At 64.0% G+C, this 16561-nt stretch carries 9 protein-coding genes, 1 pseudogene and 1 CRISPR repeat array; of the genes and pseudogenes, 3 read left to right on the plus strand and 7 right to left on the minus strand.

Going from position 1 to position 16561, the window contains the following annotated elements:
- Positions 1-4: 4 nt before the first annotated feature.
- From cas5c to ACFHWE_RS21375, 5 genes and pseudogenes are all read right to left on the minus strand, one after another.
- Positions 5-703, minus strand: coding sequence for a type I-C CRISPR-associated protein Cas5c (gene cas5c / locus ACFHWE_RS21355; RefSeq protein ID WP_416603578.1), 699 nt, complete (start codon positions 701-703; stop codon positions 5-7).
- The gene (gene cas3 / locus ACFHWE_RS21360; protein ID WP_416603579.1) at positions 700-2895 is read right to left on the minus strand and encodes a CRISPR-associated helicase Cas3'; all 2196 of its coding nucleotides are present in this window, start codon (positions 2893-2895) and stop codon (positions 700-702) included. The genes cas5c and cas3 overlap by 4 nt, the downstream gene beginning before the upstream one ends.
- A 183-nt stretch (positions 2896-3078) precedes the next feature.
- A pseudogene (locus ACFHWE_RS21365) lies at positions 3079-3901 on the minus strand (transposase family protein).
- Positions 3902-4129: 228 nt separating this feature from the next.
- A CRISPR array of direct repeats spans positions 4130-5253; the repeat unit is 37 nt; unit sequence GTTGCGACCCTCGGTCGCCCCGAAGGGCGACCGCCAC.
- A 253-nt stretch (positions 5254-5506) separates the two neighbouring features.
- A complete protein-coding gene (locus tag ACFHWE_RS21370; RefSeq protein ID WP_416603580.1) occupies positions 5507-5962 on the minus strand; it encodes a hypothetical protein in 456 nt (151 codons plus the stop codon).
- 126 nt (positions 5963-6088) lie between these two features.
- Complete coding sequence (locus tag ACFHWE_RS21375) at positions 6089-7213, minus strand: tyrosine-type recombinase/integrase (RefSeq protein WP_416603581.1); 1125 nt, start codon at positions 7211-7213, stop codon at positions 6089-6091.
- A gap of 444 nt (positions 7214-7657) precedes the next feature.
- On the opposite strand from ACFHWE_RS21375, the gene ACFHWE_RS21380 reads away from it, so the two are divergent.
- The 3 genes from ACFHWE_RS21380 (at position 7658) to ACFHWE_RS21390 (ending at position 13864) form a co-directional block, all read left to right on the plus strand.
- Positions 7658-9361 carry a restriction endonuclease gene (locus ACFHWE_RS21380; protein WP_416603582.1) on the plus strand — a complete coding sequence of 568 codons (1704 nt, stop codon included), beginning with the start codon at positions 7658-7660 and terminating at the stop codon, positions 9359-9361.
- A 1057-nt stretch (positions 9362-10418) separates the two neighbouring features.
- Positions 10419-10649, plus strand: a complete 231-nt coding sequence (locus ACFHWE_RS21385; RefSeq protein WP_416603583.1) for a DUF397 domain-containing protein — start codon at positions 10419-10421, stop codon at positions 10647-10649.
- 785 nt (positions 10650-11434) lie between these two features.
- On the plus strand, positions 11435-13864 hold the full coding sequence (locus ACFHWE_RS21390) for a tetratricopeptide repeat protein (protein ID WP_416603584.1): 2430 nt from the start codon (positions 11435-11437) through the stop codon (positions 13862-13864).
- Positions 13865-14302: 438 nt separating this feature from the next.
- Here ACFHWE_RS21390 and ACFHWE_RS21395 read toward each other — a convergent pair whose 3' ends face one another.
- Positions 14303-15790, minus strand: coding sequence for a tyrosine-type recombinase/integrase (locus ACFHWE_RS21395; RefSeq protein ID WP_416603585.1), 1488 nt, complete (start codon positions 15788-15790; stop codon positions 14303-14305).
- Positions 15791-16135: a helix-turn-helix transcriptional regulator gene (locus ACFHWE_RS21400; RefSeq protein WP_416603586.1), complete on the minus strand. Its 345-nt coding sequence runs from the start codon at positions 16133-16135 to the stop codon at positions 15791-15793.
- Between the last annotated feature and the right edge of the window lie 426 nt (positions 16136-16561).

The raw sequence follows: 16561 nt of genomic DNA on the forward strand, positions 1-16561 counted from the left end.
CGGTTCACCCCTTCCCGCCGGTGCGTTTGCCGGCCCCGGCGGTGGGCAGCTCCGCACCCTGTGCCGGAACCTCGAGAGCACCGTTGTCGAGGTGGGCGTGGAACCACCGGTAGGACTCGCGATCTTCGGTGTAGTCGATGCTGTGCAGCATCACCCCTAGGTCTTCACTGTCCTTGATCGGTTCCGCGGTGGTGGCTCTGCCAAAGGACGCAGAGAACTCCCGGGTGCCCAGGAAGGGTTGGGAGAAGCAGGCTCCGCGTTCGACACGCCGACGGAACTGGTCGCGGTACTTGGCTTCAGGAGCGTCTGCGTGCGGGCGCAGGCGGATACGGGTGTGTATGCGGTAAGCCACATCGCGCAGGCAAACCATGTTGCGCTGGTCCCGATGCTCTTCGGCGTCGAAGCGGTGCCGATGGTCGCTCATCGCTTCGCGTACCCAGTCCAGGCTCAGGGTGGAATCGACTTCGTTGCGGCGAACGGAGAACCACCGAATGGGTTTGAGTACCTCAATACGCACCACCTGGTAGCTGAACTCCGGTTTCCAGAAGATCGCCTCCAGGATCCCCTTTGCAGCCGAAGGAGTCATGACCGAGTAGCTGAACCGTTCGGTTTTGAACTCCGGGCGTGTAAAGCAGGCGTAGGGGCCCTGGACCTCCACCACCAGGGGCGGGTGCGGGCCGGGTCGGTGGCGGGATCTGGTCAAAACACGTACTCCTTCGAATCGGTCAGCTCGATGCCGCGCTGCGCGCGGTGGTAGTCACCCAGCCACTCGACGAGGTCTCCCAGAACAGGGCTGGTCAGGTCAGCGTGCTTGAGGGCCAGTGCCTTGGGCAGGCTCGCGATGTAGGGGCGCAGCCGCCGCAGGAGGTGGCCGCTACCCGCAGCACCGGCCCGCAGGTGCTGGATGAGGCGGAGGCACTCGTCCTGCTCCTCCTGGTCCGGCGTGCTGTGCGGGACCACCACTGGGACGGTGTGCTCGTCGATCATCCGGAACAGCTCAGCGACCTTCGGGAAGTCATAGTTCTCCCGCCGCTCCTGAATCGTGGCGCCCACCGCTTCGACGTTGGCGCGGGCAAAGCGTTCGGTGTAGTAGGCCTCCATCACCGTGACGTCGTCGGGAAAGGCGCGGCCCGGCCCGAAGTACTCCTGGGTCACTCCGAGAGCAGGGCCATAGACACGAGCGGCCGAGGCGTCCCAACCGTCGATGTCGAATACGACCACCTCGCCTTCGGCCAGGTGTCCATTGCGGTTGCACCGACCAGCGGCCTGTTGCATCGCCTCGGCAGTAGCGAACGCGCGGAACACCGTAGGGAAGTCCAGATCCACACCGGCTTCGACGAGCTGGGTAGAGACCACTGCCACCGGTTTGCCCTCTTTCAGGAGTGCGCGGATCTTCTCCAGGTGTCGTTTGCGGTGCGCGGAGGTCATACGGGTGGACAGGTGCCACACCGGGCCGTTGTCTGAAGCTCGCTGCTGTTCCATCAGAGTGTGCAACTGAGCAGCCTGGGCCGTGGTGTTGCAGATGACCAGGCTCTGCCGCTGGGCCGCGGCACGCTCGGCGACCTGGTCGGGGGTGGGTTTGGGGGAGACCCACCACTGGTAGCGGACCCGGTTGAGCGCCTTGTACAACCGCTCCGGTTCAGGGATCAGATCATGCACAGGCAGATCGCGCACCACTTGGAGGTTGCCGTAGGCGGGTTGGGTGGCTGAGGCGAGCAGGACAGTGACGTTGAAGTACTCGGTCAGGGTGCGCAACACCGACAGGATCGGCAGTAGCAGGGAGTCCGGCAGGGACTGGACCTCGTCCAAGATGAGCACGGACCCGGGGATGTTGTGCAGACGGCGCATCGCGGCGGGCCGGTTGCTGAACAGGGACTCGAACAGCCGCACCGTGGTGGTGACCACGAACGGTGCGTCCCAGTTCTCCGCGGCCAGGCGCCGCCACCGCTCCGCCGGGGAGACAACCGCTGTGGGTGTGTCAAGGTCGATACCGCTGTGGTGTTCCAGCACCGTCGGCACATGGCCGGGGTGATCCAGCAGGCCGCGGTAGACCTGGGCGTTCTGTTCGGTGATCGACATGAACGGCACTGCGACGATCACACGCCGCAGATCGTTGTCGGCTGCGTGGTGGAGTGCGAATCCCGCGGCGGAAAGCGTCTTGCCCGATCCGGTGGGCGAAGGCAGACGGTAGAGCCCCACTGGCCCACCCGCACCTGACAAGGCCTGGTCGTAGATCTCGCGGCGCAACGTGTTCACCGGTGAGTCCACTGCGTCGGCCAGCATCTGCTGGCGAGCGATCTCGAAGCGGGCCACCAGATCGGTCGCGTCCAGCGGGTGGGCAAGACGGGGCTGCCCGTCGAAGTGCTCAGCGGTGTCGAGGTAGTCGGCGTCCACCACCGCGCTGAAGACCATGCGTACGAGCACGTCCACGGCCATAGGGTCCTGGGCTTCCTCAATCCAGGAAGGGAAGCCAGGCCCGGTCAGAATCTCGGGCACGATCTGGCTTGCACGATCAATAGCTTCCTCGACCTGCGGCTGGTACTTGCCTTCGGCCGCGCCCAGCTCATCGTTCAGACGGCTGAGAGACACCAATCCGCCATGATGACCGAAGACTACTCCGCAGAACACATCCAGACCCTGATGTTCAGCCAGCCAGGTCCCGGCGTGCTTGTGCGGAATACCGACTCGGCCACCGGTTCGCTCGGCCCTAATCAACCCGTCCTGCCAGTCGCAGGCGCCTTTGCCGACGTCATGCAGGTGGCCCAGATGACGGGCCAAGTCAGCAGCATGAAACGCATGGGCGTTTTGTCCGGCTCGGCGGCCGGTTCCCCTCAGATGCTCCTCCAGAGAATGCCGTTTTCCCAGGTGGTTAGCGCTATGCCCCCATAAGGCCACAGGTGTGCTCCAGGTACAGCTCGTTCACGAATGCCACGAGCCAGGAACCTACTGGACCCCGACGACATTTTTCAGCGCTTCCAGAAAAAAGACAAAAGAGACACCCCAAGCAAGCCCTAAATAGAACATTGAAGGATAAAAACGTCAGACTCCCACACCTGAGTGAGGTTTTCTCAGCGAAGGTCATTTCCACTGCCCGTTGAGGGCGAGCGCGGCCCCTACGGTGTCGCCGATCCGTGAGGGACTCAGCGTGATCCGCTTGAGCGCGCGCCAGCGCTCCTTGAGCTCGGCGGCGGTGCGCTCCCCCAGCGCCCGCGCTCCCCGAAGGAGAGCGTTGTAGGCCCGGGTGTCGGCGTGAAGGCTCAGGTGGGAGCCGCCGTGGGGCTTCTTGTGCGGGTGGTGGACGCCGATCCCCGCCCCCTGGTATCCGGCGTCGGCCAGGGTGGGCAGGCCCTCGGCGGCGGCCTTGTAGAGCGCGGGCAGGCAGTGCTCGCGGGCGGCGGTGATGTCGTTGGTCGAGCCCGGCTCCGCAGGGCCGGTCCACAGCGGGGTGCCGTCCGGCGCGGACAGGAACTGCACGTTGGCTCCGAAGGAGCGGTGTTTGCCGGAATACCATGCGTCCACCTCCTTGCCGTGGCCGTTGAGATGGGTGGCGGTGACGCGGTCGGTCTCCACCAGAGTTCCGTCCAGGACCACGTGGGCCGGGCCCCGGTCCCGGGCCTGCTCCAGGACCCGGTGCAGGTCCGGGCTCTGGTCGGCGAGGACGTCGATGCCCTCGTGGAGGCAGCGGTAGCCGGTGGCCTGGGAGACGCCGGCGTCGCGGGCCAGACAGTGCACGCAGCCGCGCTCGCGGAACCAGCGCAGCACCAGCACCGCCTGGCGGAAGGGGCCCAGCGCACGCGAGCCTTTGGGGGGTGCCGATCGCGCGGCGGTGGGCGGCCAGTCGGCGGGAGAGGTACTCCACCACGTGGCGGGGGACGTCGAGTGTGGCAGCATAGGTGACCAGCGCAAAGCCTCTGGTTCAGCGGACGATCTTGTGGTGAGAACCGTCCTACCAGGGGCTTTGCGTCTGTCTGCGGGCGGGGTACGGCTCGTTCGTCTTGGGGACGCCCTGTTCGGTGCTGTTGCGCACGGCTTCACGAAGACCATTTCGCTGAGAAAACCTCAGTGTTTGAGGTGCCCCGAACGACGACCACCACGCCGCCCACCGCCAGGCGCCCGGCCTGGAGCTGTAGTTGCGACCCTCGGTCGCCCCGAAGGGCGACCGCCACAGCTTGCCGCCGCAGGGATGCCCAGCGCCCCGGAAGTTGCGACCCTCGGTCGCCCCGAAGGGCGACCGCCACAGCCCCGGCCAGGAGACCCCCATGGACGTGTACACCGTTGCGACCCTCGGTCGCCCCGAAGGGCGACCGCCACCGAGCGACCAGGAGCCAGCCCCAGACCCGGGAGGTGTTGCGACCCTCGGTCGCCCCGAAGGGCGACCGCCACACGACCTGGCTGCGGTGCGCGTTCGGGGAACGGCGGGGTGTTGCGACCCTCGGTCGCCCCGAAGGGCGACCGCCACCGGCGGCACCGACAGCCTGCACACCAAGGTCTGGTGGTTGCGACCCTCGGTCGCCCCGAAGGGCGACCGCCACTGGATCTGGCGAGCACCGGCGGCGGCGTACAGCTCGTTGCGACCCTCGGTCGCCCCGAAGGGCGACCGCCACAGCCCCGGCAACGCCGCCTTCCACTGGCGAAACTTGGTTGCGACCCTCGGTCGCCCCGAAGGGCGACCGCCACCTGGCGGCGGGGGCCGACCTGGGCGTGCTGGTGACGTTGCGACCCTCGGTCGCCCCGAAGGGCGACCGCCACGCGCGTCGTTCGCCGCGTAGCTGGTTCTCCCACGTGTTGCGACCCTCGGTCGCCCCGAAGGGCGACCGCCACGCCGGAGTCACTATCCGGTCCCGCGACGGCAAGGTGTTGCGACCCTCGGTCGCCCCGAAGGGCGACCGCCACCCTCTGCCTCGTCATCGGCCGGTACGCGTACTGCGTGTTGCGACCCTCGGTCGCCCCGAAGGGCGACCGCCACTCTGGAGCACGTTGGCCGCGTTCTGTGCCAAGGCGTTGCGACCCTCGGTCGCCCCGAAGGGCGACCGCCACACCTGCTCGGTGCCGGGCTGGTGTGGCTGTGGGAGTTGCGACCCTCGGTCGCCCCGAAGGGCGACCGCCACCGGCGAGTTCGTCCGCCGTGCGCTGGGCGTAGTGCGGTTGCGACCCTCGGTCGCCCCGAAGGGCGACCGCCACCTGGCGCCGCGAACGCCTACCGCGAGGTGTACGACGTTGCGACCCTCGGTCGCCCCGAAGGGCGACCGCCACGGCGCGTGAACTGGGAAAACAGCTCCAAGAACCGCACTAAATACAGAACCAAAATCAGACATTCAACCAAAAAACACACCAAAACCCATTGGGTACCACCCCGGGGTTCTCTGATCACTTCAGGTTCCCAACCAAGCCACCAGTGCCTCACGGCGGATAAGTCAATGCCAGAGTATTCCCAAGCCCTGACACTTTCAGATCGGTACATCCTGTCAAGACCGGAACTTCCTCTCCCCAGGAACACAAACAGGATTCAGACGCGGGTTCTGACTTGGTGCACAGGATGCCCCAGCTCCCGCGTAGGGATGGTGCTCTCCTCCTGGTCGAACCCATCACGCTCGGGGTTGCACAAGATGATCCGGAACCGGGCGAACCCGCACGGCCAGTCGTAGTCCAACGCATCCAGCGACGTCGACGCCCCGCAGCAGGGCACCGTGATGGCGAGCGAGGCGAAGCCGTCCCCACTGTGGGCGCGGTCGAGCCACTCGACCCACAAGCCGATGTCGACCATGGCGCCGCAGTGCGAGCAGCCGATGCTGTCCAGGTCCGGCCCGCAGTCAACCAGGACGGGCCCGTCGTACCAGGCAACGTCGATCCCGGAAGCCGCTGGGGCCAGGGCCGCAGTGTTCTCGGCAACGCAGTCGGCCGCTGCACGACCGGGCTGCCAGTACGGGTCCGTCTGCAGGGCCGACAGGACGTCATCACTCACAGGACCACCCGGTTCCTTGGACGAAGGCTCCCTCCGGCCCTGCACGATGCCTTCTAATCCGATGGCCGCAGGTTCGAATCCTGCCGGGTGCGCCACAAAACCCCAGGTCAGACCGGGTGTGCCGACTCACCTCAAGCACGGCGCCGCACTGATGGGTCCAGGGTGGGCCCGAGCTGGGTCCACACCCCGGCGCCCACGCCTCGCCTGCGCGCACCGGCGGACCCTCCCGGCATCGCGCAGCACCAGCCACGCGGTCCGCTCAGCCGCTTCCCTGGCCACTTCCGGTAGGACGCTGGCGTAGGTGTCCGCGGTCAGCACGATACTCGCATGGCCCAGCATCGCCTGGACCACCTTCAACTCCACCCCCGCGGCCAACGCCAACGTCGCCACCCCGTGGCGCAGATCGTGCAACCGCACCGGCGGCAGGCCGCTCTCCGTGTTCAGCTTCCGGAAGAGGCGCGACAGACGCTCAGGGGCCAACGGCCCGCCCCGCACCCCGGTGAACACAAACCCGCGCGGATTCCACTCCTGCCCTCGCGCCTGTGCCTCCTTCTGCTGGTGCCACTGATGGCGCCGCAACACCCCGGTCGTGGTGTGGTCCAAGGCCACCATCCGGCGGCTCGCCGCGCTCTTGGGCGCCAACTCCACCAACCCGCCCCGGCCCGTCTGGAGCTGACGCGCGATACGCACCGTGCCCTTGACCAGGTCGATGTCCTCCCACCGCACACCCACCGCCTCGCCCCGGCGCAGTCCCGTCATCACCATCAGGTGGAACAGCGCGTACAACCGATGCCCGGAAACGAAGTCCAGGAAAGCGCGGGTCTGTGCCACCGTCCACACCGCCACCGCCGGACGCTCCCCACCATGGGTCCACTCGGCCACGGCCTGGTCGGTCCACACCACCGGCCGTGCACCCACCGCAGGCTCCAGGTGCAGCCCCCGGGCCGGGTTGGAGGGCAGCAGCCGTTCGGACACCGCGGTGTTCAGCGCCGCCCGCAGCGTGGCCCGCACCCGCTGCACCGTCGTCGGGGAGAGCCGTTCCCCGGACGAAGTGGTACACGAAGCGATCTGCTCGAAGGCCTGCCGCACGAGCCCCGGCGTCAGCTCCTCCAACACCACACCGCCCAGGTAGGGGGTCAGGTAGCGGTCGATGTGCTCGGCGTAGCCCACCCGGGTACGCGGCCGCAGCCCGGTACGGGAGTCCAGCCAGAGCCGGAGCCACTCGGCCGCCGTTCGCGCTGCCGGATCCATCTCGGCTCCTTCAATGCTCTGGGCTCTGCGCAAGGCGGCGCGGGCTGCCTCCCGGGAAGCGAACCCGCCACGGCGCATCCGGCACCGCTCCCCCGGCAGATGCCCCAGATCGACCGTGAAGTACCAGCTCCCGTGACCTCGTCCCTTCAGCCGCGGACACGCCCTCTCACTCACACCAGGAGCACGGCACCCGCACCGCTTGAAAACCGAACCAGACCCGAACACGACCACCACCTCCTGGCTACGCCGGTTGCGTTGCTGCCCGCACCGGGTTGGCGAGATCACCCGAGCTGTGCTCGTCCTTCAACTCCGAGAAGCAGGATGAAAAGGTCTCATTCAGGGCCTACCCGCCCCTGCATCACACGCGACACGGAAGACAGCTGCTCTCCCGCCACTTCCTGCCCAAAAAACGAAATCCACCCTGTCCTGAATACCTTATTTGCCATGTGGATCACCATCCTGAACGCACCACTTCCGATTGTCAGCGCAGCGCCTTACCTTCGTAGAGAACCGTTCATCCGAGTTGAGCAGGAGGTCTGCGGCATGGCACAGCGCGGAGGTGGCCGATCCGAATGGGAGCGACAGCAAGCGGCAGCACGGCGCGAGGCCGAACGCGCAGCGAGAGAGGCAGCACGACGCGAGAAGGAAGCGGAGAAGCTTCGCAAGCAGCAACACATCGAGAAACAGCAGAAACTCACCGAGAACCGGACCCGGGAGATCAGTCAGCGCATCGCCCGTCTCGACTCGATCCTCACGGACACTCTCCAACGTGCCCCTCTGGGCTTCGACGATCTCGTTGTGAAGCCGAAGATCCCGCTCTTCGATCCCGGCCCCCTCGGAATCCCCGAGTCAGAACCCACCTGGGCCGAGTATGATCCCGAGCCTCCCGGTCTGGTCGGACTGCTGTTTGGCGGTGCTGGTCGCCATGGTCGCGCTATCGAGCGGGCCGAACAGGAATTTCAGAAAGCTCTCACTGCACATAAGAAGCGAGAATCCCAGCGCAACAGCGCACTGTTGAAAGCACGCAGGGAACATGCCGAGCGCGTCCGAAAAATCGAGGACAAGACACAGGCAGAGAACACGAAACTGAAAACCCGCGCAGTAGAGTTCTCCCAGAGTCGCCCCGAAGCCGTCGAGTGGTTTGTTGAACGCATACTGGACAGGTCGACATACCCTAAGGGTTTCCCCAAGAAGACACAGATTGCCTATCGCCCGCAGAACCGCGACGTAGTGATCGAACTCGAACTTCCACCCACATCCGTAATTCCTGATGTGCGCGGCTACAAGTACGTGAAGACGCGAGATGCGATCGATCCGGTCCCGCGCCCGCCCAGTGAAGTGAAGAAACGGTACGCGCAACTCATCGCGCGTGTGGCCCTGCGCACCCTGCATGAAGTACTCAGCGCGACGCCATCCGACGTCGTGGAGGCTGTCGTCTTCAATGGAAGACTAACCACTACCGACCCGGCCACAGGCCAGACCACGCGCCTCCACCTCCTCAGCGTGGCGAGCGAACGCAGCAATTTCGAGAAGTTGGTGCTTTCCAAGGTCGATGCCGTGGCGTGCCTGAAACGACTCAACGCATTGGTATCACCGAATCCCTACGATCTAGAGGCCATCGAGCCGTTCATAGAATTCGATCTGAAGCGCTTTCGCTTCACCGAAGACTTCGATGTGGTATCGAACCTCGATTCTCGCAAGAATCTGCTCGAGCTGTCCCCTACAGAATTCGAACATCTTATCCGAGATCTGTTCTCATCTATGGGTGCCGAGGCGTGGACCACCATCCCATCCAAGGATGGAGGCGTCGACGCTGTAGCCACAAGCAAGGACATCTTCTTCGGCGGCGTCTGCCTCATCCAGGCCAAACGATGGTCGAAACTGGTCGGGTTGGACGCCGTTCACGCACTTACTGGAGTCATGGCCGACCACAATGCAACGACAGGTGTCCTGGTAACCACGTCGTGGTTTGGTCGAGCAAGCGAACAGTTCGCCCAACGCAACCGCGTCACGCTCATCAATGGTGCCGAACTGAAGCACCTTATCAAGAAACACCTCGATATTGACGTCGTCCCCGGCGTCACCCCGAAGCATAAACCCCGCGCGTCCAACAACAAGCAGAGTGGGCGACCCGGGCCAACACAGTAAGACCAGGTTCTGGCGTTGCAGACGTAACACGGTGATGGGTGTCGCTGGTCTCCCTTGGAGCCGAAGGAAGACCAGCAACCTGTATCGTCGGCAGACGAAGGAGCGATGTGATTCTCGAGGACCTCGCGAGGTGCCATCGGACGCCGGCAACCGGCCGTGTGTGCTCCGTTCATGCTCCGCCGTCCCGTACCGGCACGACACCGGGCGGCACCACACGGCCCCCGGCGGCCCGGCTGATCGGGCGGGGTGACATGAAACGGTACGTATCGACACGTGACGGTGCGTAACCAGCGAACTTCTAATCCGATGGCCGCAGGTTCGAATCCTGCCGGGTGCGCCACAAAACCCCAGGTCAAACGGGGTGTACGAGTCGAACAGGCGAGGCGCGAGGCCCGTCTGGGGCCCTGAAATGCTCCATGTGTGCTCCCCAGTGCAAGGTCCCGTACAGGTGGGCGAGGACCTTGCGGAGCATTTTGCCGTTCCGTGACGCTGCGGGCCTAGCTAGCCCGTGGGGTCACGGGTATCCACCCCGGGCGGCGGAGACCCCCTGTGCCGCCGCGTCCGCCCACCAGCGGCCCACAGCCACCCCGACGGCTTCGCGGTCTGCCCTGGGCAAGCTTCGCTTCGGGGCCGTCCTCCACCTGCATGCCCCTCCAAGGACATGTCAGTCACCTCTGTGTACGGCCGCATCCGGAAGCCCGAATCCCCCGAGCGCGCGCATGAACCCAGCGGAATATGGGAAAATCTTCGTCACTGCCCCTACTACTCAACCTTAGGGAGGCCATGTCCGCTCCTTCCACGGCATTTGCCGCGAGCTTCCAGGTTTCATCTACTTCGGCCACACCCAGCACAGCGACTACGACCGCCCGGCCTGACGACGAGTGCTGGTGCACGTACTACTTTTGCTGTAACGCCCAAGTCGAAAACCCCTACTGCCACACAAGTACCATAGGCTCGCTAACCAGGACGGAACCCTCATCGCCCACATTGATGAGGATCACACAAGCGACCCCATCGATGATGAACTATCTGCGAAATGCGGTTGAGGTTTACTCGCATGGAAGCTGAGAAGTCTGCCTGGCGCAAGTCCAGGTATAGCGATGATACGTCCAATTGCGTACAGGTGCGAAGGCAAGGCCGCAAGGTCGATGTTCGCGATTCTCAAAATATAAACGATGCGCTCCTGACATTCCCATCCACTGAATGGAGAGCTTTTATCGCCGAATTCTGCGATGAGCGCGACTCGAATCCGTTTCTTATGCTCCGTAGCCCCAGACGCTACCATTAAAGTACAACTGGGGCCGCAGGGGTATCACAAGCTTTGGCTTGCATCCGATAATCGTCCAAGTTGTCTAGCGACCAGGCCAATCTCGCCTCTGAGAGGTTTTTGTGTGTGCGCGAGCCCTCATGATCACCGCAAGAAGAGGATCCTAATACGGCCGTATTCCAGAATTGAGCGTCCTTGACGCTAGCCCGTCGTGAAGGTGAGGCTTTGCACACCCGGACACCCCGAGGGAAAAACGTGCCTAGGACCTAAAACTGTATCCCCCACACACGAAGCAAGCCTCCGCGTCGACATCCATCTGGGTTACGCAAACTCGGCAGCATCAAGTCGCGAAGACTGCTCTCGTCGCGCTGACAGCTACTTGATCGTCTTAGACTCCTTCTTGAGCGCGAAGGGCAGCCGCGAGAGACGTGACAGACTTCGCGAGGTGTTGCCGGAGGAGTTCCGTCGGCGACCGACCAATGTAGCGGCCAAACCGACAACCGCGGCGGTGAGATTAAGACAGCCACCAATCACCGGGGCCAGTTCGATTAAAAAGTTCATATTCAGACTCCTGTTGCAAGAGCTGGTAGGGCCGGTCCGCACTCTGAGTGCCACGAACAGAATGCAGGGGACGGTTGCCCTCCGGCCACGGTTCCGGACGGATCCGGACAACCTCGTGAGGCCCCCGTCACATCTACGAGGCTGAACAGTAGATACAGCCAACCCCTACCAGATCAGTCCGCGCCCTCCGGCGGCCTCCGCCAGATTGACCGGACAGCCGAGCACAGGGGCATCAGGAGACAAAGATGAATGAAAGTACAGCGCCTCTCGGGTTGCCCGTCCCGGGCAAGGTACATACTCCCGCTGAGCTAGGCGAGGCCTTGAACATGCTCCGACGTGGACAATCCTACGGCGAGCTGGACAAGGCCGCACGCCGCCTACTACCAGAACAGGGCGGCCCAAGGAGGCTGCCCTCAAGCACCCTGGGTGACCTGCTGAAGGGCCGCACGTCACAGCAGACCCTGGAGACGTTTCTGGCCGCCTGTGGCCTTCCAAAAACTGAGGCATTGACGTGGGTACGGGTGTGGAAACGTATCCGGACCGTGAACTCAGATCGTCCTAACGGGGAGATAGGTGCGATAGAAACCAACCCGGAGCACCTGAGCCTGCGCATGAGCATTCTCAAGCCACCGCTGGGGCGGCTGCCTTCCCAAGTGCGTGGGCGCGACCAGATCGTCTCTGAACTAACCGCTCTTGCCGCCAGCGCAGACGGAAAGTTTCAGGTGATCGCCGGTATGGGGGGCGTGGGGAAGTCCACCGTGGCACTGTTGGTCGCCGAACAGGCCATTGTGTCCGGGCACCCTTTGTGGTGGATCTCTGCAGCAAGCGGTTCGGTTAGCCCAGATCTATTGAGTTTGGCGAAAGAACTCGGTGCTCCGGTCACAGACATCCAGAACGCGCTCAACGGACAGACTGACCCTTCGGATGTCCTTTGGTCGCGTCTGGAGCGCGCGCGGGGATGGACCATCGTCATCGACAACGCAGATGACGTCACCAGCCTCGCAGTGTCGGGGCGTTCGGCGCGAGACGGCAACGGATGGCTGCGCGGATCCTTAAAAGGCACGATCCTGGTCACGAGCCGCGACTCTGACCCAGCTAGTTGGGGCGCCCACGCCCACGTCCACACCCTGGAGCCACTCAGCGACGACGACGGTGCCGAAATGCTCATGGACCTGGCCCCTGGTGCGGGAGAAGCCAATGCGGCCCGCCGGGTCTCATCACAATTAGGAGGTCTACCTCTAGCTTTGCAGCAAGCCGGCCATCACCTGTCAGTCCCATTCGTAGAAGAACGCACCTTCGATCAGTATCTGGCAAGCCTACCCTCTTCCTTCGCCGGGCTGACGCGAGGTCCCGTGGGAAGGACTGCCGACGCACGTGAGACTGTGATGGCCACTTGGGATATCTCACTGCGCACCCTCGAAGATCGAGGAGTTGAGCATGTTCGTGACCTGATGACTACCCTCGCTTTTTTCGCCGCACCCTCCCCGATCCCTATGTCTGTCCTGCAGATCGGAACACGCGAAGGAGTGCTGCCTGACACTACCCTGTCAGCCGAGCTACCCGCGCTGCGCTCCACCGGATTAATCGTCACGGCTGAGCTCATTCGTGCTACAACGGTGGCCCCAGCCCTAGTCGCCGTCCATCCAGTGGTCGCTAAGGCGTTCCGCCACAGTGCCTCTGATGAGGCCGAGACACGAGCAGTCCAAACCCTGATCGACTGCCTGGAATCGACCGTTGGTGCTCTTGATCGGCATAATCCGGACACATGGCCCGCCTGGCGGATGCTCGTTCCCCACCTAGCCGAACTACTGGACCACCCCAATCCTGAGCAGTTCGGAATGCAGACACTCAACGAGTTAACGCATGTCTGCGCACGCGTGGTTTCGACCCTGGCCATTTCTTCCGATCATCCATACGCGCGAGAAATAACTCAGCGACTCGAACGGTATACACAGCTATTTTCTGAGCAACACATTGTGAACATCACGGCTCGTTATACCATCGCCCATCTTCGCCGAACCAACAGCCAATCAACTGAGGGGGAACAGGACTTCAGGCAAATACTGGAACTTCAGAGAAGGCTGCTGGGCGACGAGCACTTTGATACTCTGCATACCCGCCATAACCTTGCGCACACACTAGCCGGGACTGGCCGCTTGAACGAAGCAGTCAGAGAATTCAGGGAAACAATCCGCCTCCGCGAGCAGACTCTAGGCAGAACACATGACAACACGATCAGCAGCAGACAGGCGCTCACCTTCCACCTTATTAAAAATAGACGGACAGATGAGGCCCGCAGGGAACTAGCGGCCATCCAGCAGCATACAGATGCCTCACACCTTAGTGACCATCCCCTTTCTCTCTTTGTAAGGCACTCCCTGGCGAGAATCGGACTCATTGAGCGGGACACTGTAGGGCTAATGGCGACGCTGCACGAGATCTTGGCCGACCGAGCAGAAATGTACGGCGACAGCCACCTTTCAACAGAAGAAACTCGAGCATCGATCGCAGAACTCCATGAAATTGAAGGAAACCCGCAACAAGCCCTAAAAATACTGAAAGCCATCCTAGAACGGCAAAGCAATCGCCTTGGCGCGAAACACGCATTCAATAAAAGAATTGCAGAACGGGTTGCAACACTCGTCGATCAGGTGAAGCCGGAAAATGAGAATTAAACAGGAGTCAAGAGTGAAAGTCCTGTCGCATGAATCGACACGATCAACCCAGATCCCCCATTCGCCACTGGATCGAAGAAAGGACCCATTATGGTGCCATCATATAAACACAAGAGAAGCAAGAAGGAGACCTGCAAGTGACTCATTATGAGGAAGTACGCAGCTGCAGTCCTCAGGCAGGAAGCGGCACATGTCGCTGTGCCATCTGGCGCAGCCAGCATAATCTTCGCACATAAGCCTTGGCGCTCGGCCGCATGCCTTAGCCGAGGGCCCCACCTATTGACGAGTGCAACATGTAAGGTGCTCATCCCAGGAGACCTTTGATCCGATGGGGAACACGCACCGGGCACGAGGAAACCCCAGGCCAGGACGGGTGAACCTGTTACCTGGCCTGGGGCTGGTGGGCCCGTACGGCTCCTGGTGTGCTCGCCGGTCCGGCTACGGCACCGGGGCCTTCACCGGAACCGGCCCACCGCGCAGCAGTGACGCCGTGGCCTCGGCCGCCGCCTTCGCGACGTCCGGGAACACCGACTGGTACGTGTCCTGTGTGAAGTGGGTGGTCGCGTGCCCGAGCTCGTTGGAGACCACCTTCACATTTGTTCCCGCAGCCAGCGCGAGCGAGGCGGCCCCGTGGCGCAGCCCGTGCAGCGTAATCGGCGGCAACCCCGCCGCCCGCGAGATACGCAGGAACCAATCACTGACCTGCGCCAGATGCCACCCCGACCCGTCCCGACGGGTGAACGCCAACCCCGAATCCACCCAGTTCTTCCCCGCCGTGAGGCGTTCCTCGTTCTGGAACCGCTTCCAGGACCTGAGCACCTTGACCGTGTCGGTGTCCAAGGTGATGGTGCGCTGGCCCGCCGCGCTCTTCGGCGTCGTGGTCACCGTCTCCCACGCCAACTGGACCACCTGGATCCGAATATCGATCTGCCCGTCCGTGAGCCGGGTGTTGGACCACGGCAACCCCACCGCCTCACCCCGACGCAGACCCTTGGCGGCGATCAGGTGGAACATCGCATACAACCACCGGTACTTGCGGGCGTGGGTCAGGAAGGCGCGGGTCTGCTCCGGGGTCCAGACCATCACCTCCCCCGGCACCGTGCCGTCCGCCTTCCACTGCCGCACCCGGTCGGGAGTCCACACCATCGGCTTCACCCGAGGACAGGACGGGAGCCGCACGTGCGAGGCGATGTTCACGCTCACGGGCAGGTCCGGGCGGCGCACCGCATCGGACAGGGCGCTGCGCAACGTGGCGCGGATGCGGTGCTTGGTGGACAGCGAGATCACCCGCTGCCCGAGCACCGACGCCTTCACCTTCTCATCATCCGATTCGCGGCACTCTAGGATGCGGGTGTTGGCCTCCTCAATCTTGGCGAACATCGCCTCCACGTGGCGAGCCTGGAGCTTGTCCACCCGCAGCCGGCCCAGGTGCGGCACGAGGTGCTTGCGGTTGTGGCCGGCGTAAGAGGCCCGGGTGCCCGGGGCGAGGTCGGGTTTACCGTCCAACCACTCTGTGAGCCAGGCCTCGACCGTGGGCGCTTGGGCCCGCACGTCCACCCCCGTGCCGATGCGTTTACGGACCTCCTCCACATCGGGGAGCGGTCGGCGCTGGGCGAGCGCGATCTGGATCAGGTCCGCGATCTGCACCTCGACGTCCTCATCCCCTTGCGCGATGCCCATGAGCGCTTTGACCTGCTCCAGCCCTTCCACTGCCTCCGTGTGGGTGGACAGTCCGACCCTGCGGGCCTGACGCCGTTTCCCATCCGAGGTACGTGGGAGTTCGTACTGAAACGCCCATGCCCCATGGGCCGGATTCCAGCCCCCGCCCTTGCGCTTGAGCTGGGGGCACTTCACCCCGAGGGCCTTCCCGGTCTCCTCGTCTCGGCATCCGCAGCGTTTGAACGTGGACCCTTCACGTGATGCCATCTACGACTTCACCTCCGTGTTGTTGCCGCGCGCCCCGCACCCGCACCCGCACCCGCCGCCCACCGGCAATCCGAGGTAGGCAAGCACCCCGGCGGCGGGAATCACCCACGTCCTCCCGGCCCGATGGACGGGAACGGGGAAGGCCCCTTGGCGAAGGAGGCGGTAGGTGGTGGTCCGCCCGATTCCGAGCAGCCGCCCGGCCCTCACCGGGTCCAGCACCACCGGCAAAGACCCGGCCTCGTCCAGCGTGACCGGAGTATCTACTGCCACCTCGCTCACCTCCCCGCCACCTCTGACCTGTGCGGATGCGTTGCGCGGCCCCGCGTGTGGCGGGGCACCACGCATCCACGCTCGACCTCGCCGAGGTGGTCAAGCGGATTTGACGCAGAGCCCACCGGATTCACCAAGAACCTCGACCCCGCGCCCGCTCGATGGGGATTCGCCCCAGGCCCACCACACGTCCGCCCGGCGTTGGCACCAGGGTTTGACGGTGTGGGCCCGCCGTACGGCCCCACCGCCCCGGGCAGCGCGTCCTGGGGTGATGGGCCGGTCACGGCCCGTGGGGCCGACGTCGGGGTGCTGGTGGCCCCACACGCCCCCGGCCAGCGCCCCGGGCACGGCACCAGGAGCGACCCTGCGCGGGGCTCCGGACGGCCCTGGCCAGTGGGACTGCTCCCTGGCCCAGGTTGTGGGACCGGGTGGAGGTGGATTGGCTATGTCGGTGTCTGACGAGAGCACCTATCGATGAGTTCCAACAGCGGTGGCGCCTTC

It is taken from the genome of Nocardiopsis sp. LOL_012, assembly GCF_048060475.1.
GTDB lineage: Bacteria > Actinomycetota > Actinomycetes > Streptosporangiales > Streptosporangiaceae > Nocardiopsis.